General features: G+C 67.4%; 19 protein-coding genes and 1 other RNA gene. 9 read left to right on the top strand and 11 right to left on the bottom strand.

The window, feature by feature from the left end:
• Positions 1 to 77: 77 nt before the first annotated feature.
• From ACP159_RS09995 to ACP159_RS09970, 6 genes are all read right to left on the bottom strand, one after another.
• A complete protein-coding gene (locus ACP159_RS09995) occupies positions 78 to 1,208 on the bottom strand; it encodes a Gfo/Idh/MocA family protein (RefSeq protein WP_425099537.1) in 1,131 nt (376 codons plus the stop codon).
• Positions 1,209 to 1,211: 3 nt separating this feature from the next.
• Positions 1,212 to 1,955 carry a sugar phosphate isomerase/epimerase family protein gene (locus tag ACP159_RS09990; RefSeq protein ID WP_425099536.1) on the bottom strand — a complete coding sequence of 248 codons (744 nt, stop codon included), beginning with the start codon at positions 1,953 to 1,955 and terminating at the stop codon, positions 1,212 to 1,214.
• A 21-nt stretch (positions 1,956 to 1,976) separates the two neighbouring features.
• Complete coding sequence (locus tag ACP159_RS09985; RefSeq protein ID WP_425099535.1) at positions 1,977 to 3,062, bottom strand: ABC transporter ATP-binding protein; 1,086 nt, start codon at positions 3,060 to 3,062, stop codon at positions 1,977 to 1,979.
• 305 nt (positions 3,063 to 3,367) lie between these two features.
• Entirely contained in the window at positions 3,368 to 4,279 is a 912-nt protein-coding gene (locus tag ACP159_RS09980) for a carbohydrate ABC transporter permease (protein ID WP_425099682.1), read from the bottom strand.
• Positions 4,280 to 4,301: 22 nt separating this feature from the next.
• Positions 4,302 to 5,192, bottom strand: coding sequence for a carbohydrate ABC transporter permease (locus tag ACP159_RS09975; RefSeq protein WP_425099534.1), 891 nt, complete (start codon positions 5,190 to 5,192; stop codon positions 4,302 to 4,304).
• Between the two features lie 84 nt (positions 5,193 to 5,276).
• Complete coding sequence (locus ACP159_RS09970) at positions 5,277 to 6,509, bottom strand: ABC transporter substrate-binding protein (protein ID WP_425099531.1); 1,233 nt, start codon at positions 6,507 to 6,509, stop codon at positions 5,277 to 5,279.
• A gap of 198 nt (positions 6,510 to 6,707) precedes the next feature.
• On the opposite strand from ACP159_RS09970, the gene ACP159_RS09965 reads away from it, so the two are divergent.
• The 7 genes from ACP159_RS09965 to ACP159_RS09935 all read left to right on the top strand — a co-directional run bounded on the left by ACP159_RS09965 (position 6,708) and on the right by ACP159_RS09935 (position 14,244).
• Positions 6,708 to 7,733: a LacI family DNA-binding transcriptional regulator gene (locus ACP159_RS09965; RefSeq protein ID WP_425099530.1), complete on the top strand. Its 1,026-nt coding sequence runs from the start codon at positions 6,708 to 6,710 to the stop codon at positions 7,731 to 7,733.
• A 174-nt stretch (positions 7,734 to 7,907) separates the two neighbouring features.
• The gene (locus ACP159_RS09960; RefSeq protein WP_425099529.1) at positions 7,908 to 8,300 is read left to right on the top strand and encodes a cytidine deaminase; all 393 of its coding nucleotides are present in this window, start codon (positions 7,908 to 7,910) and stop codon (positions 8,298 to 8,300) included.
• Positions 8,297 to 9,589 carry a thymidine phosphorylase gene (locus ACP159_RS09955; RefSeq protein WP_425099527.1) on the top strand — a complete coding sequence of 431 codons (1,293 nt, stop codon included), beginning with the start codon at positions 8,297 to 8,299 and terminating at the stop codon, positions 9,587 to 9,589. The genes ACP159_RS09960 and ACP159_RS09955 overlap by 4 nt, the downstream gene beginning before the upstream one ends.
• The gene (locus ACP159_RS09950) at positions 9,586 to 10,788 is read left to right on the top strand and encodes a phosphopentomutase (RefSeq protein WP_425099526.1); all 1,203 of its coding nucleotides are present in this window, start codon (positions 9,586 to 9,588) and stop codon (positions 10,786 to 10,788) included. The genes ACP159_RS09955 and ACP159_RS09950 overlap by 4 nt, the downstream gene beginning before the upstream one ends.
• 238 nt (positions 10,789 to 11,026) lie before the next feature.
• A complete protein-coding gene (locus ACP159_RS09945) occupies positions 11,027 to 12,064 on the top strand; it encodes an adenosine deaminase (protein ID WP_425099525.1) in 1,038 nt (345 codons plus the stop codon).
• An 11-nt stretch (positions 12,065 to 12,075) separates the two neighbouring features.
• Positions 12,076 to 12,708, top strand: coding sequence for a uracil phosphoribosyltransferase (upp, locus tag ACP159_RS09940; RefSeq protein WP_425099681.1), 633 nt, complete (start codon positions 12,076 to 12,078; stop codon positions 12,706 to 12,708).
• A 240-nt stretch (positions 12,709 to 12,948) separates the two neighbouring features.
• The gene (locus ACP159_RS09935; protein ID WP_425099524.1) at positions 12,949 to 14,244 is read left to right on the top strand and encodes an SPOR domain-containing protein; all 1,296 of its coding nucleotides are present in this window, start codon (positions 12,949 to 12,951) and stop codon (positions 14,242 to 14,244) included.
• A gap of 190 nt (positions 14,245 to 14,434) precedes the next feature.
• On the opposite strand, the gene ACP159_RS09930 is transcribed toward ACP159_RS09935, so the two are convergent.
• The 4 genes from ACP159_RS09930 to ACP159_RS09915 form a co-directional block, all read right to left on the bottom strand.
• Complete coding sequence (locus ACP159_RS09930) at positions 14,435 to 14,902, bottom strand: SRPBCC family protein (RefSeq protein ID WP_425099523.1); 468 nt, start codon at positions 14,900 to 14,902, stop codon at positions 14,435 to 14,437.
• 73 nt (positions 14,903 to 14,975) lie between these two features.
• Positions 14,976 to 15,944 carry an NAD(+) diphosphatase gene (gene nudC, locus ACP159_RS09925; protein ID WP_425099522.1) on the bottom strand — a complete coding sequence of 323 codons (969 nt, stop codon included), beginning with the start codon at positions 15,942 to 15,944 and terminating at the stop codon, positions 14,976 to 14,978.
• A gap of 133 nt (positions 15,945 to 16,077) precedes the next feature.
• Positions 16,078 to 17,181 (bottom strand): THUMP domain-containing class I SAM-dependent RNA methyltransferase, encoded by a 1,104-nt coding sequence (locus ACP159_RS09920; protein WP_425099521.1) that lies wholly within the window; start codon positions 17,179 to 17,181, stop codon positions 16,078 to 16,080.
• A gap of 42 nt (positions 17,182 to 17,223) precedes the next feature.
• Positions 17,224 to 18,210, bottom strand: coding sequence for an OmpA family protein (locus tag ACP159_RS09915; RefSeq protein WP_425099520.1), 987 nt, complete (start codon positions 18,208 to 18,210; stop codon positions 17,224 to 17,226).
• Between the two features lie 150 nt (positions 18,211 to 18,360).
• Between ACP159_RS09915 and ffs the strand changes: the two genes are divergently transcribed.
• An RNA gene (gene ffs / locus ACP159_RS09910) (signal recognition particle sRNA small type) lies at positions 18,361 to 18,459 on the top strand.
• 535 nt (positions 18,460 to 18,994) lie between these two features.
• Entirely contained in the window at positions 18,995 to 19,651 is a 657-nt protein-coding gene (locus ACP159_RS09905; protein WP_425099519.1) for a hypothetical protein, read from the top strand.
• A gap of 55 nt (positions 19,652 to 19,706) precedes the next feature.
• On the opposite strand, the gene ACP159_RS09900 is transcribed toward ACP159_RS09905, so the two are convergent.
• A complete protein-coding gene (locus ACP159_RS09900; RefSeq protein ID WP_425099518.1) occupies positions 19,707 to 20,732 on the bottom strand; it encodes a hypothetical protein in 1,026 nt (341 codons plus the stop codon).
• Positions 20,733 to 20,805 lie beyond the last annotated feature (73 nt).

The raw sequence follows: 20,805 nt of genomic DNA, 5'->3' as shown, positions 1-20,805 counted from the left end.
TGCCCCGGGACCTCTTGGCTTTTCGGACCAGGAGGCCCCGGGTCAGGCCCGGGGCGCGGTGTCTTGTGTGAAGGCCGTTACGCCAGCAGCGCCTGCGCCTCCTCCGGGCTGAGCGCGGCAGGGCGCTCGCAGGTGGTCTGCATCGTGACCCAGGCCCGGTCGTCCCCGGCCTTGAGGATCGCGGTCATCACCTCGACCACATGGGTGGCAAGCTCCTGCGAACAGCGGTGCGGGCGGTCTTCCAGAATGGCCAGCGCCATGTCCGCAAGACCCGCGCAACGATAGTTCGCCTGATCGTTGCCGCGCCCGTCCTTCATGTTCGCCTTGCCGAAGGGATGGCCGCGCTCCGCGATGCTCTGCTCTCCGTCCGGCGTGGCGAGGATCACCTCACCGCCGAAGAAGTTCGGATCGGGCACGTAGAGAGAGGCCTCGAGGCCATACAGCTCCATGTTCTTGTGCCGGTGCGCCTTCACATCCCAGCTTGCGCCGAAGTTGATGATCGCGCCGTTCTCGAACTCCAGCAGGGCCTGAATCGTCGTCGGCGTCTCCACCGGGATTTCCTCGCCATTGCGCGGCCCGTTGGAGATGGTGCGGGTCTCGCGCCCCTTGCCGGTCATCGCGGCGACGGCCTTCACCGGCCCGATCAGCTGCACGAGGTTGGTGATGTAATACGGCCCGAGGTCGAGGATCGGCCCGCCGCCCGGCAGGAAGAAGAAGTCCGGGTTCGGATGCCAATGCTCCATGCCGAAGGACATGACATGGCAGGTGCCGCCCCGGATCGCCCCGGTACAGCCCTCGTCCAGCACCGCCCGCGCCAGCTGATGCGCGCCGCCCATGAAGGTATCGGGGGCCGAGCCGACCCGCAGACCTTTCTCCGCCGCCAGCTTCCGCAGGCTCTCGCCCTCTTCGAGCGTCAGGACGAAGGGCTTCTCCGAATAGGAATGCTTGCCCGCTTCGAGAATGCGCTTCGACACAGCGTAATGCGCTGCCGGGATGGTCAGGTTGACGATGATGTCGATGTCATCGGCGGCGAGGAGTTCGTCCACGGTACAGGCCCGAAGCCCAAACTCCTCCGCCCGCGCCTTTGCCGCCGCCTCGTTGAGGTCGGCACAGGCGCGCATTTCGATGCCTTTGAACAGGGGCGCGAGTTTCATGTAGGCGGCGGAGATGTTTCCGCAGCCGATCACGCCAACGCCAAGCGTTTTCATGGCTCAGTATCCCTTGAAGTTGTTGATGGAGCGGGTGGCGAAGCGGGTCACGTCGGACGGCTTGTCATGCTCCATGACAAACAGATCCACCCCCGCGCCGCGCAGCGCCGTGGTGAGTCCGGCCCAGTCCATCGTGCCTTCCCCCACATCGGCCCAGCCGTCCTCGTCCGCGCACTTCCCTTCAGGCGCGATGTCCTTGATATGCGCCGTGGTGATGCGGTCCTTGTATTTCTCGATCCAGGCCAGCGGATCGCCGCCGCCGCGCACGACCCAGGCCACATCCATCTCCCAGTCGATCTCCGGTGCCTCGTTCAGCAGAATCTCCATGCCGATCGCGCCGCCGAAGAACTCCCAGTGGTGGTTGTGCCAGCCGAAGGCATAGCCCGCATCGCGGACCTTCTTCGACGCCGCATCGACACGCTTCGCCAGAGCCTTCCACGCGTCCGGGTCCGGCGTGTCGGCCCGCAGGTCACCCTCGGGCGCGGGGCAGAAGATGCGGTTCATGCCAAGGGCCTTCGCCGCCGCGAGGGTCTTCTCCAGCCCGTCCTCGAAGGAGCCGATGGGGAAGAAATGGCCGGAGGGCATGGTCAGCCCGTTGGCCTCCAGCAGCGCCTTGAACGCGGCGGGGTCCTCGTAGACGCCGCCGTAGCCCTCGACCTGCGTGTAGCCGAGGTCCGCGAGCGTTTTCAGCGTCTGGTCCCACGGCCCGGCATCGCGGGCGGAATAGAGTTGGAAAGATACATCCATGGTCTTGTCCTTCTGTGCCGCTTACAGGCGGCTTTCGGTTGATTTGTCGAACAGGTGGGCACGCTCGGCGGAGAAGCCGAGCGGCAGGGATTCACGGGGGTGCACGGCGGCCTGCCCGTCGAGGCGGACCCACATGGCATGGGCGCCGACGCGCACGCGCACCAGCGTGTCGGAGCCGAGCGGTTCAACCAGCTCCACGGTGCTGTCGAGCGTGATCGGCATGGTCGCGGCCTCGGCCCCGGCGGCGATGTGCTCCGGACGGATGCCGAACACCGCCGGTCGACTGCCCGGGTTGGCGGCGAAATCGTAGCCGGTCAGGGGCAGGGTCCCGAGATCGCAGGCAAAGCCCGCGTCGCTCGCCGTGCCTTCGATGAAGTTCATCGAGGGTGAGCCGATGAACTCGGCGACATAGAGGCAGTTGGGCCGGTTGTAGATCTCGTAGGGCGTGGCGAACTGCAGCACATGCCCGCCCTTCATGATGGCGATGCGATCCGCCAGCGTCATGGCCTCGATCTGGTCATGGGTGACATAGATCATGGTGTTGCCGAGCGTCGCGTGCAGCTGCTTGATCTCGACCCGCAGGTCGGCCCGCAGCTTGGCGTCAAGGTTCGACAGCGGCTCGTCGAAGAGGAACACGTCCACGTCCCGCACCAGCGCCCGCCCGATGGCCACGCGTTGCCGCTGGCCGCCGGAGAGCGCGGCGGGCTTGCGCTTGAGCAGGGGCTCGATCTGGAGAACTTCCGCCGCCTTGGCGATCTTCGCCGCGATTTCCGCCTTCGGCACACCCGCGTTCTTGAGACCGAAGGCGAGGTTCCCCTCGACAGTCATCTGCGGATAGAGCGCGTAGGACTGGAACACCATCCCGATGCCGCGCTTCGACGGCTCCTCCCAGGTGACGTTCCGCCCGCCGATGTGGATCTGCCCGTCGGTGACGTCCAGAAGCCCCGCGATGCAATTGAGCAGCGTGGACTTGCCGCAGCCGGAACTGCCCAGCAGCACGACGAACTCGCCCTGTGCAATGTCGAGGTTGAGGTTCTTGAGGACTTCCACCGCGCCGAAGCTGAGCTTGAGGTCCTTGATGGAGATGCTTGGATCACTGGTGGTCATGCGGTCGGCCCCATGTGTGTGGCGCGGACTGTGCGCGCGTGTGTGTCTTTGGGCAGGGATGCGGGGCGTAGCCCCGCCCTACGGTCTGTTGCGTGTGTGGCTGTCCCGGCGCGGTGCGGCTGCCCCGCGCGTTCGGCGAACCGGCCCTCGTCCCGGCCCCTCGCTGCCGCTCGGGGCATTCGGGCCTTGAAAGGTCCCCCGGAGCCTTGCGTTTTGCTGCGCAAAACCGGCCCTCCCCCGGCGCTCCGCGCATTCGGGCCTTGAAAGGTCCCCCGGACCTTTCATCGCCTTCGGCGAACCGGCCCTCATCCCTTCACCGCCCCCGCGGCGATGCCGCGTACGAAAAGCTTGCCGGAGACGAAGTAGATGATCAGCGGCACCAGCCCGGTCAGCAGCGTCGCGGCCATGTTGACGTTGTATTCCTTCACGCCCTGCACGGAGTTGACGATGTTGTTGAGCTGCACCGTCATCGGATAGAGGTCCGGCTTGGTGAAGATCACGCCGAAGAGGAAGTCGTTCCAGATGCCGGTAACCTGCAGGATCATCGCCACCACGAAGATCGGCAGCGACATCGGCAGCATGATCTGGAAGTAGATCTGCCAGAAACCCGCCCCGTCGACCCGCGCGGCCTTGAACAGTTCTTCGGGCAGCGAGGTGAAGTAGTTGCGGAACAGCAGCGTCAGGATCGGCATGCCGAATACCGAGTGCACCAGCACGAGGCCGCTCAGCGAGCCGTAGAGACCCATCTCGCGCAGCAGGATCACGATGGGGTAGAGCATCACCTGGTAAGGGATGAAGGCCCCGAAGATCAGGATGGTGAAGAAGGCGTCCGCCCCCTTGAACTTCCAGTTGGCCAGCGCGTAGCCGTTCACCGAGGCGATGGCGATGGAGACGATCACCGAGGGGATGGTGATCTTCACCGAGTTCCAGAAACCCCGGCTCAGGCCATCGCAGTTGAGGCCGGTGCAGGCCCCGGACCAGGCCTTCACCCAGGGCTCGAAGGTGATCTCGACCGGCGGGCTGAAGATGTTGCCGAGGCGGACTTCGGGCATGCCCTTGAGCGATGTGACGATCATCACGTAGAGCGGCAGCAGGTAGTACAGCGACACGACGATCAGCGTGCCGTAGATGAAGATGTTGGCGCGAGAGAAGCGCTTGACCGGACGCGGGCCACGCGGGCCGGAGAGCACGCCGGAGGCGGCATCGGCGCCGGCCACGGTTGCAGACAGGGTTGCCGGATTAGCCACGTTTCTTCCCTCCGAATTCGAGCATCGCCCAGGGGATCACGACGATCAGCACGGCGAGCAGCATCATGGTCGAGGCCGCAAAGCCCTGGCCGAGGTTCTGGCCGCCGAACATGTAGTCATAGACGTATTTCGCGGGCATCTCCGTGGCGTTGCCGGGACCGCCGCCGGTCAGCGCCACGACGAGGTCGTACACCCGCACGATGCCGCTGGCGACGATCACCAGCGTGGTGATGAACACCGGTCGCATCATCGGAATGACGACGTAGAGGTAGGTCTTCCAACTCGGGATGCCGTCGATCTTCGAGGCTTTCCAGATATCCTGGTCGATGCCGCGCAGGCCTGCCAGCATCAGCACCATGATCAGGCCTGTCCCCTGCCACAGCCCCGCGATCAGCAGCCCGTAGATGGCGATGTCGGGGTTGTAGAGGGGGTCGAACTCGGCGCCGGTGAAACCGATGCTTTGCAGGATGCTCTGAATGCCGAAATCGGGGTTCAGGATCCACTGCCAGACGAGGCCGGTGACGATGAAGGAAAGCGCGAAGGGGTAGAGGATGACGGTGCGGAAGGTGTTCTCGAAGCGGATCTTCTGATCCATGAGCGCGGCGAGCAGGAAGCCGATGGTAAAGCTGAACACCAGCACGCAGACACCGTAGATCAGCAGGTTCTCGATCGACTGCACCCAGCGGCTCGTGCCCCAGAGCCGCTCGTACTGATCGAGGCCGACCAGTTTCCACTTCGGCAACAGCTTGGAATTGGTGAAGCTGTAAACCATCGTCCAGATCGTGCCGCCAAGGAAGACGACCAGGGCCGTCAGGATCATCGGGATTGCCGCGATCTTGGCATTCAGATTGCGCAACAACCCGTTCGGGCGTGAAGCCGCCATGGTGCCCCCCGTTCTTGTCGTGTGAGATGTCTAGGAAGGTGACCCGGGACCGCCGAAGCGCGTCCCGGGCCGGTGGTGCGCGGATTAATCGGCGCTTTCGATGATCGAGACGAAGCGCGCCTGGGCGGTTTCGGCGGTCATGCTGGGATCGGCGAAGAACTCCTTGAAGAGGTCTTCGAGCTGGGTCCGGGTGTCAGAGGTGAGCAGGATGTTCACGTCCGGCACGGTCTGGCCATTGGCGAGGATCGCGAGGCCCTTCTTCATGCACTCGTTGGCGGCGTCGAGGTTGACGTCCCCGCGCACCGGCATCGAGCCTTTCTTGAGGTTGAAGGCAACCTGCACGTCCGGATCGAGGATCAGGGCCGCCAGTTCGGCCTGGGCCTTCTGGGTTTCCTCGTCTTCCACGACCGGGAAGTAGAAGGCGTCACCACCGGCGAGCAGCACGTCCTTCATGCCCAGACCCGGCAGGCAGTGATAATCGGTGCCTGCGACCTGGTTCGCGACGGCGAATTCGCCCTGCGCCCAGTCGCCCATGATCTGGCCGCCGGCCTTGCCGGTGATCACCATGTTGGTGGCCTGGTTCCAGTCCTGGACGTTGGAGTCCTTGGACAGGTCGCGGGCGATCGCGGCGGCTTCGAAGACGCGCGTCACCTCCGGACCGGCAGCAGCTCCGGCGTCCTTGTCCTGGTAGACCTTCAGGTACACGTCGTTCGGCAGCAGCGTCAGAACCAGTGTCGTGAACGCGAGGTTCTGCTGCCAGCCCTGCTGACCCATGGCCAGCGGCACGATGCCTGCCTCGCGCAGCTTCGGCGCGGCGGCGACGAATTCGTCCCAGGTGGTCGGGACCGGCAGGCCGACCTGCTTGTAGGCGGCATCCGAGAGCCACAGCCACTGCTGGGCGTGGATGTTCAGCGGCGCGCAGTAGACCTTGCCGTCGACGGTGCAGGCATCGAGGATCGAGGGCGGGTTGATGACCGCGCGCCAGTTGTTCGCCTCGGCGATGTCGGTCAGGTCGCGCATCAGCCCGGCTTCGACCAGTTCCTCGGCCTGACGGCCATGGTTGAACTGGGTAGCGCCCATGGGATCGCCGCCGGTGATGCGGGAAATCATGATCGGGCGGGCGGTGGAGCCGGAACCGGCGATGGCGCCGTCGACCCAGGTGTTGCCGGTGGCGTCGAAGGCCTTGGCCAGCTCGGCCACGGCGGCGGCTTCACCGCCCGAAGTCCACCAATGGGTGACTTCCAGCTCGGCGGCATGGGCGGCGCCCGCGACGCAAAGCGCCGTGGAACCCGCAAGAATCGTGCGCAGGATGTTCATTGTAGTCCTCCCTAGGGCCGTCTCCCCACGGCCGATCTGTTACAACGCGGCTGCTTTGTCTGCCGCTCTTGTAATCGTTTACATTTCGCGGCAGCATGGCCGTGTGAAAACGATTACAAGTATGTTCGTCCGGGAACGCCGCTCTTGTCAAGAGACAGCTTTCGCGAGAAACGGGCAGCCTGTAGGGAGGATGCCAAGATGGTTCAGAAAACGGTCCGGATTCAGGATGTTGCCCGCGCCGCCGGGGTGTCCACGGCGACGGTCAGCCGGGCGCTTTCGAACCCCGGCATTCTGACCGAAGCCACACGCAATGCGGTTCAGGAGGCGATTCGCCAGACCGGGTACCGGGTGAATCAGGCGGCGCGGAACCTGCGCAAGCAGCGTGCCGGGGCGGTGCTGGTGCTGGTGCCCAACCTCGGCAACCCGTTCTTCTCCCAGATCCTCGCGGGCATCAGCGCCCGGTTCTCCGGCACCGACTACGCCGTGCTGATCCGGGACACGGAGGGTCTGCAGGACGACACCGCGCTGGTCGACTACTTCCTCGATTCGCGGGTCGACGGTCTGATCTCGCTCGACGGCAACCTCAGCGCGGCGCAGATGACCGGTTTCACCGCGCATGGTGTCGATGGCCGCGTGGTCTTTGCCTGCGAATGGGTGCACGGTTCGGCGTTGCCGTCGGTGCGGTCGGACAACGTGATGGGCGCGCGCCTCGCGGTGCAGCACCTGCACGCGTTGGGCCACCACCGCATCGCCCATGTGACCGGGCCGGAGGGCAACGTGCTGACCGCCGCGCGGCGCGAAGGCATGGTGGCCGAGCGCGACCGCCTCGGGCTTCCGTCGCGGGCCGAATGGATCATGCGCGGCGACTTCTCCATGGAGTCGGGGCAGGCGGCGGCACGGCGGATCATCGCCATGCAGGAGCGCCCCACGGCGGTGTTCTGCGCCTCCGACATGGTCGCCTTCGGCCTCATCGCGACGCTGGCGGAGGCCGGCGTCCGGGTGCCGGAGGACATCTCCGTCGTGGGCTTCGACGATATCGAGATGACACAGTTCTACCGCCCGCCGCTGACCACCATCCGCCAGGACCGCCGCCGCCTCGGGGTGCGGGCGACCGAACTCCTGCTGGACCGCCTCGCAGCGGAGCCGGGACAGGAGCCGCGCGACGGCGTCGTGGAGCTGGTCGGCGTGCAGCTCATCGAACGGGCGAGCACGGCGCCGGTCTAGCGCGTCCGTGCGTAGGGCGGGGCTGCGCCCCGCATCCCCTTCGGGTCACCCCGCCGCTGTCCTCCCCCCTTGCCCCGACGTTCCCGCCACGGGGGAAACTCTCTGGCGCAAGCCCCCTTGCAATCGGCCCCCCCGCTTCGCAACATGGGCGGACCTGCCGATGGAGAGTCCCTCATGTCCCTGTCCGACGCTGCCCGCGCGGTGCGCGAAAACGCGTATGTTCCCTATTCGAAATTCAAGGTCGGCGCCGCCGTCCGTACGCCTTCCGGCGCGATCCATGCCGGCTGCAACGTCGAGAACGCCGCCTATCCCGAGGGGACCTGCGCCGAGGCCGGGGCGATTGCCGCCATGGTCGCGGCCGGTGAGACCGAGATCGCGGAGGTCTACGTGATCGCCGACAGTCCGACGCCGGTTTCTCCCTGCGGCGGCTGCCGTCAGAAGATCGCCGAATTCGCCGACGGCGCGGTGAAGGTCACGCTCGCCACGACCGACGGCGACGAGTTCGAAACCACGGTTGCGGACCTGCTGCCCGGTGCCTTCAACCCGCGCCAGATGGAGCGCACATGACCGACGCCCGCCGGATCATCGCCCATCTGCGCAAGGGCGAGGCGGTCTCGCCGGATGACCTGCGCTGGTTCGCGAAGGGTCTCGCCGACGGCAGCGTTTCCGATGCGCAGGCCGGGGCCTTCGCCATGGGCGTCTGCCTGCGCGGCCTGTCCGAGGAGGGCCGCGTCGCCCTGACGCTGGCCATGCGCGACTCGGGCCATGTCATGCAGTGGGACCTGCCCGGACCCGTGGCGGACAAGCATTCCACCGGCGGCGTCGGAGACTGCACCAGCCTCGTGCTCGCCCCCGCGCTTGCCGCCTGCGGCGTCTATGTCCCGATGATCTCGGGGCGCGGGCTTGGCCATACCGGCGGCACACTCGACAAGCTCGACGCGATCCCCGGCTACGCCACCGCCCCCGACGAGCGCCGCTTCCGGCAGGTCGTGAAGGACGCCGGCTGCGCCATCGTCAGCGCCTCCGCCGCCATCGCGCCGGCGGACAAGAAGCTCTACGCCATCCGCGACGTGACGGCGACCGTCGAAAGCCTCGACCTCATCTGCGCCTCCATCCTGTCGAAGAAGCTCGCGGCCGGGCTGGAGGCGCTGGTGCTCGACGTCAAGACCGGCTCGGGCGCCTTTCTCAAGACCGTCAAGGAAGCCGAAGCGCTGAGCCGCGCCATGGTCGACACCGCGAACGGGGCGGGCTGCAAGACCACCGTGCTGGTCACCGGCATGGACGAGCCCTTGGCGCCCGCGCTCGGCAATGCCCTCGAAGTCGACGCCGCCATGCGTGTGCTCGCGGGCAAGGACAAGGGCCCGCTCTACGACCTCTCCGTCGCCCTCGGCGCGGAGGTGCTGCATTCGGTCGGCATCGAAGACGGAGAGGCGAAGCTGCAGGGCGCCATTGCGTCGGGCGCGGCAGCGGAGCGCTTCGGCAAGATGGTCCATGGCCTCGGCGGCCCCATCGGCTTCGTCGAGGACTGGCGGCGCTACATGCCCGAGGCGCCGGTGATCCGCGCGGTCGAGGCGGTCGAACCCGGCACCGTGGCCAGCATCGACGGCGAGGCGCTGGGCCTTGCGGTGGTCTCGCTCGGCGGCGGGCGGCAGGTGGAGACGGATCAGATCAATCCCATGGTGGGCCTCTCCGAAGTCATCCGGCTCGGCAGCAGGCTGGAGAAGGGCGACGTGCTTTGCCGCATCCATGCCGCCCGGGTCGAGGAGGCCGACGCGGCGGAGGCGGCCATCCGCGCCGCCATCACCTTCGGCACCGCGCCAAAGGCACAACCGCTTGTCAGGGAGCGTATCTCTTGAGTCGCGCCTTCCTCGTCGTCATGGACAGTGTCGGCATCGGCGGCGCCCCCGACGCGGACCAGTATTTCAACGGGGACCTGCCGGACACCGGCTCGAACACCCTTGGCCATATCGCTGCAGCCTGCGCGTCGGGAGAGGCGGAGCAGGGCCGCTCCGGCCCGCTTCACCTGCCGGTCATGGCCTCGCTCGGCCTCTTCGACGCCGAAGCGCTCTCGACCGGAAAGCCCTTGCCGGGACTGGCCAGCAAAGGCCGCTGGGGCGTCGCCCGCGAGATATCGAAGGGCAAGGACACCCCCTCCGGCCATTGGGAAATCGCCGGTCTGCCGGTGCCCTGGGACTGGACCTACTTCCCGAAGACCGATCCGGCCTTCCCCGAAGATCTCGTGCAAAAGGTCTGCGAGATTGCGGGCACCGACGGCATCCTCGGCAACTGCCACGCCTCCGGCACCAACATCATCGACGATTTGGGCGAGGCGCACGTCCGGACCGGCAAACCGATCTGCTACACCTCCATCGACAGCGTCTTCCAGATCGCCGCGCATGAGCAAGCGTTCGGCCTCGACCGCCTTTATGACCTGTGCGAAAAACTCGCCCCGATCCTGCACGACATGAAGGTCGGCCGCGTCATCGCGCGTCCCTTCGTCGGGGAGGTCGGCCATTTCGAGCGCACGCCGAACCGCCACGATTACGCCATCCGCCCGCCGCAGCCTGTTCTGACCAACTGGGTGCAGGACGCGGGCTGCGCCGTCCATGCCATCGGCAAGATCGGCGACATCTTCTCCATGGAAGGCATCGACGAGGTGCGGCGCGGGACGGATGTTACCTTGATGCAGCACCTTGCAGACCTCGTGCGGGAGGCGGAGGACGGCAGCCTGACCTTCGCCAACTTCGTCGAGTTCGACAGCGTCTACGGCCACCGCCGCGACGTCTCCGGCTATGCGCGGCACCTCGAATGGTTCGACACGGAACTGGGCAAGCTGCTGCCGATGCTCCGCGAGGGGGACATGCTGCTGATCACCGCCGACCACGGCAACGATCCGACATGGCACGGCACGGACCACACCCGCGAGCAGGTTCCGGTGCTCATCGCCGGGCTCGGGGCAGGGGAAATCGGCCTTGCCGGCTTCTCCGACATCGCCGCCAGTGTTGCCGCGCACCTCGGCGTGCCGGGGCAGGGGCCGGGGAGGAGCTTTTTGTGACTCTGCGAAAGTCGGCAAACGCGGGTAAGACCCTCGCGATATCCTTCGATCGGTCTCGCCCGGACGTAAGGCCGGGCAGCGCCTGCCTGCCCCCCGGCAGGCGCTTCAAACCGCGCGTCCGGTCTCGACGCTGTGGCTCCACGGAAGCTGCCTCACCAATCCACAGAGCGCCACTGCGCCTACCCAGGCAGGCGCTGCCCTCCGTGATGTCCTGCCACCGTTCCGAAAGACCCACCCCATGAAACTCCAAGACCGCGAGCCGCTGGACGAGGAGGCGATCGACGCCATCTCCCGCCTGCCCAAAGCCGAACTGCACCTGCACTTCGAGGGCGCCGCCCCGCCCGCCTTCATCCGGGGGCTGGCGAAGGAAAAGAAGGTCGACCTTTCGAAGATCTTCAACGAAGACGGCTCCTATGCCTACCGCGACTTCGTGCATTTCCTGTCGGTCTACGAGGCCGCCACCTCGGTGCTGCAAACGCCGGAGGACTTCGCCCGGCTCTGCACCGCCGTGCTGGAGGAGAGCGCGGCGAACGACGTGGTCTATTCCGAAACCTTCCTCTCCCCGGACTTCTGCGGTGGCGGCGATGTGTCGGCCTGGAAGGAATACCTGCACGCCATCCGTGAAGCCGCCGAGGCCGCCGAGACGACCCACGGCATCACCCTGCGCGGGATCGTCACCTGCATCCGCCACTTCGGCCCCGAACAGGCGAAGACCGCCGCGCTCTGCGCCGCCGAGACCGCGGGCGACTGGCTCTGCGGCTTCGGCATGGCGGGGGACGAGAACAAGGGGCAGCAACGCGATTTCGCCTACAGCTTCGACATGGCGCGGGAGGCGGGGCTGCACCTGACCTCCCACGCCTGCGAATGGCGCGGGCCAAGGGAGGTGCGCGACGCGGTGGAGGATCTCGGCGTCAGCCGCATCGGCCACGGCGTGCGCGCCATCGCCGACCTCGCCACGGTGGACATGCTGGCGGAGCGCGGGATCACCCTCGAAGTCTGCCCCGGTTCCAATGTGTTCCTCGGCGTGTTCCCCTCGCTGGACGAACACCCCATCGACCAGCTGCGCGCGCGCGGCGTCAAGGTCACCGTCTCCACCGACGACCCGCCGTTCTTCCACACCACGATGCGCCGCGAATACGCGGACCTGGCGCGGACGTTCCGCTGGGACGCGCAGACCTTTACAGAGCTGAACAAGACCGCCATGACCGCGGCCTTCTGCACCGCGGACACCCGCGAGGCCATCCTGAAGAAAATCAAACCCCCGAAGGGGGCATGAGGGACCCATCCATGACCGATCACCTGACCATCGTCGACCACCCGCTGGTGCAGCACAAACTGACGCAGATGCGCAAGGTGGACTGCTCCACCGGCAAGTTCCGCCAGCTGCTGCGCGAGATCAGCCTGCTGCTCGCCTACGAGGTGACACGCAACATGGAGATGACCACGGAGGCCATCGACACGCCGCTCTGCCCGATGGACGCGCCGGTGATCTCCGGCAAGAAGCTGGCGCTGGTGTCGATCCTGCGGGCAGGCAACGGGCTGCTCGACGGCATTCTGGAGCTGATCCCCTCGGCGCGGGTCGGCTTCGTCGGGCTCTACCGCGACGAGGAAACCCTGCAGCCGGTCGAGTATTACAACAAGCTGCCCTCAAGCATGGAGGAGCGCCTGACCATCGTCGTCGACCCGATGCTTGCCACCGGCAACAGCTCCGTCGCCGCCATCGACCTCGTGAAGAAGTCAGGCGCCAACAACATCCGCTTCCTGTGCCTGCTGGCCGCGCCGGAGGGCGTTGCACGGATGAAGGCGGCGCACCCGGACGTGCCGGTGATCACCGCCGCGCTGGACGAGCGGCTGAACGAGAAAGGCTATATCGTACCGGGACTTGGCGACGCCGGGGACCGGATGTTCGGCACGCGGTGATGGCCGGGGGCCGTCGCGCCCCCACCCCAACCCTCCCCAAGGGGGAGGGCGCCCCCCGCCGCACGCGCCGGTTCCCTCCCCTCTGGGGAGGGTCAGGGTGGGGGAAAGGCAGGGTGGGGGAGACCCGCCGGAGCGAAAAACCCGCCTGCCGCTTGTGAAACACACCAAATCTCAAGGTTTCGCTGCTTTACAGGGGGGATTCCTTGGTGCAATGTACAAGCAGCATCTGTGGGGGCAGACATGACTTTGAAATCCTTGACAATTCTGGCAATCTTTGCGGCTGGTCTCGGCCTGGCCTCCGGGCCCGCGATGGCGCAGGGGCTCGGGGCGATCCCCGCGAATTTCCCGCCGGAGGACTTCAACGGGCGGCAATTCGTGGACAACAACGGCTGCGTCTTCGTGCGCGCCGGGTTCGACGGGGCGGTCACCTGGGTGCCGCGCATGACCCGCACGCGCCAGCAGATCTGCGGCCAGACCCCCACCTTCGGCAGCGCCGCGAGTTCCGTCACCGCCGCCGCCCCGCGCCCTGGTCCGGCCCCGGTGCAGATCACCGTCGACACGCCGCCCGAGGCGCCGGCGGCGCCGGCCCGGACCGGCATCACCGTTTCCGCTCCCTCCGGCAACATCCGCGTCATGGACGGCGGCTCCGGCACGCTGACCGTCTCGCGCACCCCGGAAACCTCGCTCAGCCGGGCGCCCGCCTCCAAGCCCGCGGGGGCGCAGCCGCCGCGCATGGTACGCCGGGTGCCGCCGCCGATCGTCGTCACCCCGGTGCCCGCGCCCGAGCCGGTGCCCGCCCCGCGCGCCGCCCGCGCGGCACCGCCCTCCACCGGCTATGGCCCCTGCATCAACGGCTCGCGCACCCGCACCGCCGGCGGGCGCAGCTATGTCTCCGCCTGTGGCCCGCAGAAGGCGCCGCAGGTCTCCACCGTGCGCCGCGGCTGGAAGGACAGCAGCGCCGCGCCGGTGCTCGCCCCCGAAACCCGCATCGTCCCGCGCAAGATCTACCAGCGCCAGCAGCAGGTGCTTGTGAACAACGTGCCCGAAGGCTACCGCCCGGCCTGGTCCGATGACCGCCTGAACCCCTACCGCGCCTATCAGACCGTGCAGGGCTACCGCGACACGCAGCAGGTCTGGACCAATCGTGTGCCGCGGCGTCTGACCTCCGAGGTGCGCCATCACCGTCTCAAGGAGCCGACCATCGCTTATGTCGGCACCACGGCGCGGTATCCCGTGGCCATCGTCTCCACCAGCGGCAGCACCGCGCGGACGCCGGTGGTCTCGACCCGCTCCGCACCGGAGGCCGCGAGCGCACCGCGCTACGTGCAGATCGGGGTCTTCACCACCGAGGCCAAGGCGCAGGCCGCCGCCGCCCGCCTCTCCGCCGCCGGTCTGCCGGTGCGCTTCGGCAGCTACACGAAGAACGGCCAGGCAATGCGCCGCGTCATGGTCGGTCCCTACACCTCCGTGGCCGCGCTGAACGCGGGGCTGCAGCGGACGAAATCGGCGGGTTACGTGCAAGCTTACCTGCAATAACCGCACGGCACCGGCCCGTTCCGGAAAACCGACAACGCCCCGGTCGCAGGACGCGGGGCGTTGTCTTTTGATCCGGGGTCGCAGGGGGCTTGTCAGAGCCACGTCCACCAGCCTCGCCTGTCGAAAAGGCAACGCGTCTGCGCTCCCGCGGCGGCGACGTTCCAGGAGTGCCCGGCGGCCGGGGGCGGCTCTACCCGATCCCCTTAAGCTTCAGTTCGAGATCCTTCGCGAAGCCGGCCATCTTGTGCCGGAACCGCTTCTCGATCCCGCCCTTGGCCAGCTTCATCGACTGCACCAGCAGCCGCGCCGACAACGTCTTCGGCATCAGCTCCGTGACAAAGGTGATGCGCGTGCGCCCGCGCGACAGCGCCACCGTCTCGATCCGCGTCGCCGCCTCCAGCCCGCCGGAAACCGAGTGGAAGGCCATCTGCTCCGGCTCGGCGTAATCGGTCAGCGTGATCTCCGCATCCCGGCCCTTGCCGCGAAACGTGAATCCCGCCGTCCAGGACAGGCCCGGCGCGGGTGCGCCTGCCGCGCCCTTGCGCTGCACGCTGACGCCACGCCGCATGGCCTGCCGTTCGATGGCCTCGAAATCGGCCAGTTCCGCAAACACCCGTTCGATCGGGGCCTCGATGTCTTCGCTTGCCTTGAGTTCCATGTGCCTCTGCCCTCTGCCCTTCCGGTCTCTGCCTGCCGCGGTCATACACCGCAATTTTGGCGAGAGTCTGGCGTCAGTCGAGCCGATCCGCAAGCCAGTTGCGCAGGAGGAAATGCGCAATGGCCCCGCTGCGGGCGGGCAGCATGTCCGTGCGTTGCCCGGCAAACACGTCCGCCAGCTCTTCGCGGCTGATCCAGCGGGCATCGTCGAGTTCCACCGGATCGACCTTGATCTCCTCCGTCACCGCCTCGCCATGGCAGCCGAACATCAGGGACGACGGGAAGGCCCAGGGCTGGCTCGACAGGTAGCGCACCCGCCCGACGCGCACGCCCGCCTCCTCGAAGACCTCGCGCCGCACCGCCGCTTCGATCGGCTCCCCCGGCTCGACGAAACCCGCCAGGCAGGAGTACATCCCCTCCGGCCAGCCGTGCGAGCGGCCGAGCAGGCATGTGTTGCCGTGGGTGATCAGCATGATCACCACCGGGTCCGTGCGCGGGAAGTGATGTGCGCCGCACACCGGACAGATCCGCTCCCACCCCGCCTGGTGCATCACGCTCGCCGCGCCGCATTTGGCGCAGAAGCCGTGGCTGGCGTGCCAGTTGCGCAGTGCCTTTGCGGTGGTGGCCAGTTCCGCGTCACGCGGGGTCAGGCGCGTCAGCATGGAGCGCAGCTCACGGAACCGCATTCCGTCGGCAAGGTCCGGGTGGGTCTGCTCGCTCGTATCGAGAAAACTGCCCGCCCCGGCGCTGTCATAGCCCTCGGGCGTGAAGGCAGAGATGTCATGGGCAAAGACCGCCGCGCCGTCCTCGCGGCCCAGCAGCAGCGGCTCGGTCTCCGCCGCCCGCAGCACGGGGTGGGTCATCGGCAGGCGCACGAGGTCGAACATCGTCTCGCCGGAAATCAGCAGCTTGCCGCGCCAGGTCAGGATGCAGCGGGCGCGCGGGTCCTGCATCGCCTCGGCCAGCGCCGGGATATTGCCCCGGATCTCCGCCGCCCGGTCGAGGCCGGAGCCACCAAAGGTAACCGTTTCCGCGATCTTCATGCTGTGTCTCCGGTGGTTTGGCGGCACCTTGCCCGGCCGGGAGGGGAATGGCAATCGGAGGCGAGAGGTGCCGGATTCTTGCAAAGAATCCGGACCGATTTCTTTTCAAGAAATCGGCGCCAGCCGGCTGCCCTCACAGCACCCCGGTCCGGTACAGCTTGATCTTCAACCCGCCATGCGGCACCGGCGGCGAGGTGGTCGCAAACGTCAGCCCCGTCGCCTTCGCCAGCCCCGCGTCCGCCGTCACCATGCCAAGCCGCCAGCCCCGGAACCGCTCCTTCGCGACCTGCCCAAGCGCCCCGTAGAGCGCGAACAGCAGGTTGCGGTTGCCGATCCGCGCGCCGTAGGGCGGGTTGACCATGATCAGCCCCGGCGGCCCCTCCGGACGCTGCACCTCGCTGACCGGGCAGCGCGTGAACGTGCAGATTTCCGAGACCCCCGCCCGCGCCGCGTTCGCCGCGCTCATGCGCACCGCGCCGTCGTCCCGGTCCGAGCCGTAAAACCGCGACGCCGTAGCCCGGGGCGCGACCGCCGTTTTCATCGCGTCCCACGCCGCCGCATCGAAGCTGGCGAAATCCTCGAAGGCAAAGCGCCGCGACCGCCCCGGGGCCAGCCCCAGCGCGATCTCCGCCGCCTCCAGCACGAAGGTTCCGGAGCCGCACATCGGGTCGAGCACCGGCTCGGAGCCGTCATAGCCGCATTCGCGCAGGAACAGCGCCGCCAGCGTCTCGCGCAGCGGCGCCTTGTTCACCGCCTCCTTGTGGCCGCGCCGGTGCAGCGGCTCGCCGGATGTGTCGAGGCTGAAGGTCACCAGATCGTCCTCGATCCGCGCCATCAGCCGCAGCGCGGCATCCTCGGCAATCGTTACGCCAAGGCTTTCGCGCAGGGCCGTCTCGATCCGCTGCTTCGCCGCCCGGTCGTGGTAGATCTTCGACGCCTTGCAGGTCACTTCGACCCGCACCGGCACGTCCGGGCGCAGATGCGCCGCCCAGTCGAACTTGCGGGCGCGCTTGTCGAGCTGCGCGAGGTGGAAGGCGCGAAAACTGCCGATCCGCGCCAGAACGCGGCTCGCGCCGCGCAGATGCAGGTTCGCCTGCCAGACCGTCCGCCAGTCGCCCCGGATCGTCACGCCCCCCGGCACCACCTCGGGCGACGGCAGGCCCAGGGCCGATGCCTCCGCTTTCAGCGCAGGTTCAAGCCCGGGCAGGGCGGCGAGGAAGATGTCGAAAGGCTCCATCCGCCCCGCTTACCCGCTTCGCGGCGCAAGGGCGAGGGGGATTCAGGGGCGCTCGACCAGCTCCACCCGCCGATTGCGGTCGCGCCCGGCCTCGCTGACGTTGGAGAAGACCGGCACCAGCGGTCCGACGCCATGCGATTGAAGCCGCTCCCGCGCCACGCCAAACCGAGTCACCAGCGCCTCGACCACCGCGCCCGCGCGATCCGTAGACAGCCGCGCGTTGTAGTCGAAGGACCCCTTCGCATCCGTATGGCCGACGACGTAGAAATTCTGTTCCGGATGCGCCATCATATGCGTGACCACCGCCTGCAACGCCGCGTCGGAGGAGGGCAGCAAATCGGCACTGTCGAAGCCGAATTCGATCCCGTCCAGCACCACGCGGCCCTTTTCCGTCAGGTCGCGCCCGATCGCCTCTGCATCGACGGAGACCAGCCCGGTCTGCGCCGCTTCGACCTCGACGATGTCGATCAGCGTGCCGACGTAATCCTCCGCGTGCTGCTCGACATTGACCACGACCCAGACCCGCCCCGCCGCGCGGTCCTTCGTGGCCACGAAAGCCCCCGCGCCGCCGGAGGAGGAGGTGCCGGCGGCCATGGTGCCGGCCTCGCCCTGCTTGGTGAAGGGGTTCTCCGCGAGGTAGACCTCCAGCCACTGGCGCGTGCCGATCTCCACACCCTTGCGGTCATCGGACAGCCCCTTGCCGAGGATCTCGAACCCCTCGTCCTCGAAAGCCTTGAGGTAATTCAGGTAAATTTCCGCAAAGTCCCGCTCCGTGCCCTGGTAGCGGTAGAAGGTCCGCGTCACCCGGCCTTCGGTATCGGCCCAGTCTCCAATGGTACGGTAGCCGGTCACGGGCCCGGTGGCGACGCGGTAGGGGCGGTAGTTCTCGATGGTCTGCCAGCGGATCTCGCTGCCGGGATAGCGCTGCACCATCGGGTGTTCGATGGCCTCCGCGATGTCTTCGGCAGGCAGCGGGTTGGCATAGGTCAGGGCAAAAGTCAGGGCAAGGCCCGGAAGCAAGGCGCGCATGGATCAAACTCCGTTCTGAAATCATGGGCAGGGTAGGGGCGGCCTTGCGCGTCACTCAAGTCCGGATTTGCAGGCCTCCGGGCGCCGGATGGCCGGATTTGCCGCACGCGGGCGGTTGAAACCCGCCGCAACCTGTCCTAAATGACGAGTCGAGAGGTTGGCGCGGGCAGGCGCCTCGCCAACCTGGTCAGGTCCGGAAGGAAGCAGCCACAACGAGCCCCGCTTGGGTCGATGTCCAGCCTCTCACCTCTGCCATTCGGCATGACACAGGCCGCGCCCCCCGGGTGCGGCCTTCGTGCTTGCGGGACTCGGCGCGACGGACCGTAGGGCGGGGCTGTGCCCCGCACCGTCGGGAATGCAGCGCACCGCACGGTGCCGCAACGCCTCCTTAACCGGCAGAGGGCATCTTCACCCCCGGTTGACCAACTGAAGACAGGATCATGTCCCGACTCCTCGGGATCGCGATTCCAAGGGCAGCGCGGGCTGACACCCCGGGCAAGGGACGCAGGGTCTGGCACCCCTGTTTCCGTGATCCGCACTCTGGCGGCCGCCTCTTTCAGAACACGCCTTCCATCGCAGGAAACGCCTTCCCCGTCCGGCTTTGACAGGCCGCTGGCGGGCGCAGGGCGTCGCATCGCTCCGGTGCCGGCGGTCCCGTGACGTAGGGCTCGGGTTCGGTCCGGAAACCCCGCGCGTTGATTTGTCCGACCCTTTCCTTAATGTGATCACACCATGGCGGACATTTCGCCATCCAATCAGATTGATAAATAATAAGGACAATCCAATGATCCGATCCGTTTTCCTTGCCGCGGCATTGGTGCTCGGTGCCGGCTGTGCCTCCGCTGCCACGTTGTTTTCCGCAGACACCGCCACCACGACAGCCGGGCACCACACGCCGTCATCCTTCGGCTATACGGCGCAATTGATCGATCAGGGGAGTTTCTCCACACCGTTCGTCAGTGGCGTCACCGATTTCGACAGCTTCGTCGCGTCCACCTCGGCCACAGGTGGTACCACGCAATATGGAAGTTTCGCACTCCCCCTCCCGGTGAACCTCGATTTCGGTTTCAGCCAGCTTCTGTCCCTGAGCCGTCTTGCATTGTGGAACCAGACCGGGGGCGCCTCCGTCCAGGCATTCACTCTCCTCGGTTCCGCATCCGGGGCTTTTGACGACCTTGTGTCGCTCGGCAGCTATTCGGCCGTTCATGGCAACGATGGCCAGGTCTTCACATTCGGCGCGGCCGACCTGCGCGGGATCAGGATGAGCATCACATCGAATTTCGGGTCCACCGGTACTGTCAGACTGCAGGAAGTCGCCTTTGGAGGGGCTGTCGCCACCGCTGCGGTGCCGCTCCCGGCCAGCCTGCCGCTGCTGGTCTTCGGCCTCGCCTCGGCGATGGCCTGCCGCCGCCGCCGCAAGACGGCGGGCAGCCGGTCCTGACGTCGGGCACGCGCCGCGCAGTGGAGGGCGCGGCCCACCGCCCGGGGCGCGGCCCTCAGGCTCCGCAGATCCCCTGCAACCGAACCCAGTCCGCGTCGCTCAGCACCGGACGGCTGGCCTGCCCGGACATCGGATCGCCCTCGATCAGCGGCAAGGTCGTCTCGCCGGTGATGTCGCGGGCATAGGCGTAGGGCGTGCTGCGCACCTCGGCGCGGGCAAAGGCGGCGAGCAGGTCCGGCACCTTCGGCTCCGTCTGCCCGGACTTCAGCAGCACCTCCGCATAGGAGGACAGCACATCGTCGGGCAGCGAACCCGTGGTGATCAAGGTCAGGATCGCCACGAGCCCTGCGTGGTCCAGCAGGTCCGCCAACGGATCGCTCGCGGTCCGCCGCACGTGCTCGGCGAGGATGTAACCCGCCGCCACGTCCGGGTCCTCGTGATCCTCCACCACCGAGCGCCCCAGAAGCGTCAGCCCGCCGGGCAGATGCGCACTCGAGGCCACCCCCTGCGGCACCACGATGACCTTGCCCTCGGTCCCGGGGCCCAGCAGCCGCACCGCCAGCCGGTCCAGCGGGCGCACCGCATCCGGCGCACGGCAAGGCGTTCCGGTCACGCGGGTCATGTGCTCGAACAGATCGCGCCCGATCTCCGCCCGTTTGACCGGCGGCACGACGGTGACGGCGTAGCGCTCCAGCGCATCGGGCAGCCAGAACACCGCCCCTGCCGCCAGCGCCGCGGCAAAGCCGAGGTTGAGCACGAGGCGCAGCTTGCCCGGACGCGGGCGCCGCCGCTCGATGGCCTTCAGCAGGCGGTCGATTCCGGCGATCATCACCTCTTCGCCCTCGGGCAGTTCCAGCGTCTCGCCGGGATCGCCGTCGGGGTGGTAGATGGCGGGGATGGCGCTGCCGTTCAACCGGTTCACCGCCGCCAGCGACCAATGCCCGAGAATGTCGCCCCGCGTCGAGGCGATGGTCAGCGTCGCCTCGCCCAGCGAAACGATGACCTCGCGCCGCTGCTCCTCCGGCGTGGCACGCCAGAGGCCGGTGGCTTCGAGCCGGTCGAATTCCTTCAGGGCCGTCATGTGGGGGCTGCTCTGCCTCGCTTTCGCATCATGGTTAGCATGGGGCAGGGGAGCGGGCAATCTGGCGTGTTGC

Source organism: Tropicibacter sp. S64 (assembly GCF_049803835.1).
GTDB lineage: Bacteria > Pseudomonadota > Alphaproteobacteria > Rhodobacterales > Rhodobacteraceae > Pacificoceanicola.
This window is presented reverse-complemented; position numbering and strand designations above follow the sequence as displayed.

Coding starts and splice junctions, on each gene's coding strand:
- ACP159_RS09995 (WP_425099537.1), bottom strand. CDS start 1,208: ATGAAAACGCTTGGCGTTGGCGTGATCGGCTGCGGAAACATCTCCGCC.
- ACP159_RS09990 (WP_425099536.1), bottom strand. CDS start 1,955: ATGGATGTATCTTTCCAACTCTATTCCGCCCGCGATGCCGGGCCGTGG.
- ACP159_RS09985 (WP_425099535.1), bottom strand. CDS start 3,062: ATGACCACCAGTGATCCAAGCATCTCCATCAAGGACCTCAAGCTCAGC.
- ACP159_RS09975 (WP_425099534.1), bottom strand. CDS start 5,192: ATGGCGGCTTCACGCCCGAACGGGTTGTTGCGCAATCTGAATGCCAAG.
- ACP159_RS09970 (WP_425099531.1), bottom strand. CDS start 6,509: ATGAACATCCTGCGCACGATTCTTGCGGGTTCCACGGCGCTTTGCGTC.
- ACP159_RS09965 (WP_425099530.1), top strand. CDS start 6,708: ATGGTTCAGAAAACGGTCCGGATTCAGGATGTTGCCCGCGCCGCCGGG.
- ACP159_RS09960 (WP_425099529.1), top strand. CDS start 7,908: ATGTCCCTGTCCGACGCTGCCCGCGCGGTGCGCGAAAACGCGTATGTT.
- ACP159_RS09955 (WP_425099527.1), top strand. CDS start 8,297: ATGACCGACGCCCGCCGGATCATCGCCCATCTGCGCAAGGGCGAGGCG.
- ACP159_RS09945 (WP_425099525.1), top strand. CDS start 11,027: ATGAAACTCCAAGACCGCGAGCCGCTGGACGAGGAGGCGATCGACGCC.
- upp (WP_425099681.1), top strand. CDS start 12,076: ATGACCGATCACCTGACCATCGTCGACCACCCGCTGGTGCAGCACAAA.
- ACP159_RS09935 (WP_425099524.1), top strand. CDS start 12,949: ATGACTTTGAAATCCTTGACAATTCTGGCAATCTTTGCGGCTGGTCTC.
- ACP159_RS09930 (WP_425099523.1), bottom strand. CDS start 14,902: ATGGAACTCAAGGCAAGCGAAGACATCGAGGCCCCGATCGAACGGGTG.
- nudC (WP_425099522.1), bottom strand. CDS start 15,944: ATGAAGATCGCGGAAACGGTTACCTTTGGTGGCTCCGGCCTCGACCGG.
- ACP159_RS09920 (WP_425099521.1), bottom strand. CDS start 17,181: ATGGAGCCTTTCGACATCTTCCTCGCCGCCCTGCCCGGGCTTGAACCT.
- ACP159_RS09915 (WP_425099520.1), bottom strand. CDS start 18,210: ATGCGCGCCTTGCTTCCGGGCCTTGCCCTGACTTTTGCCCTGACCTAT.
- ACP159_RS09905 (WP_425099519.1), top strand. CDS start 18,995: ATGATCCGATCCGTTTTCCTTGCCGCGGCATTGGTGCTCGGTGCCGGC.
- ACP159_RS09900 (WP_425099518.1), bottom strand. CDS start 20,732: ATGACGGCCCTGAAGGAATTCGACCGGCTCGAAGCCACCGGCCTCTGG.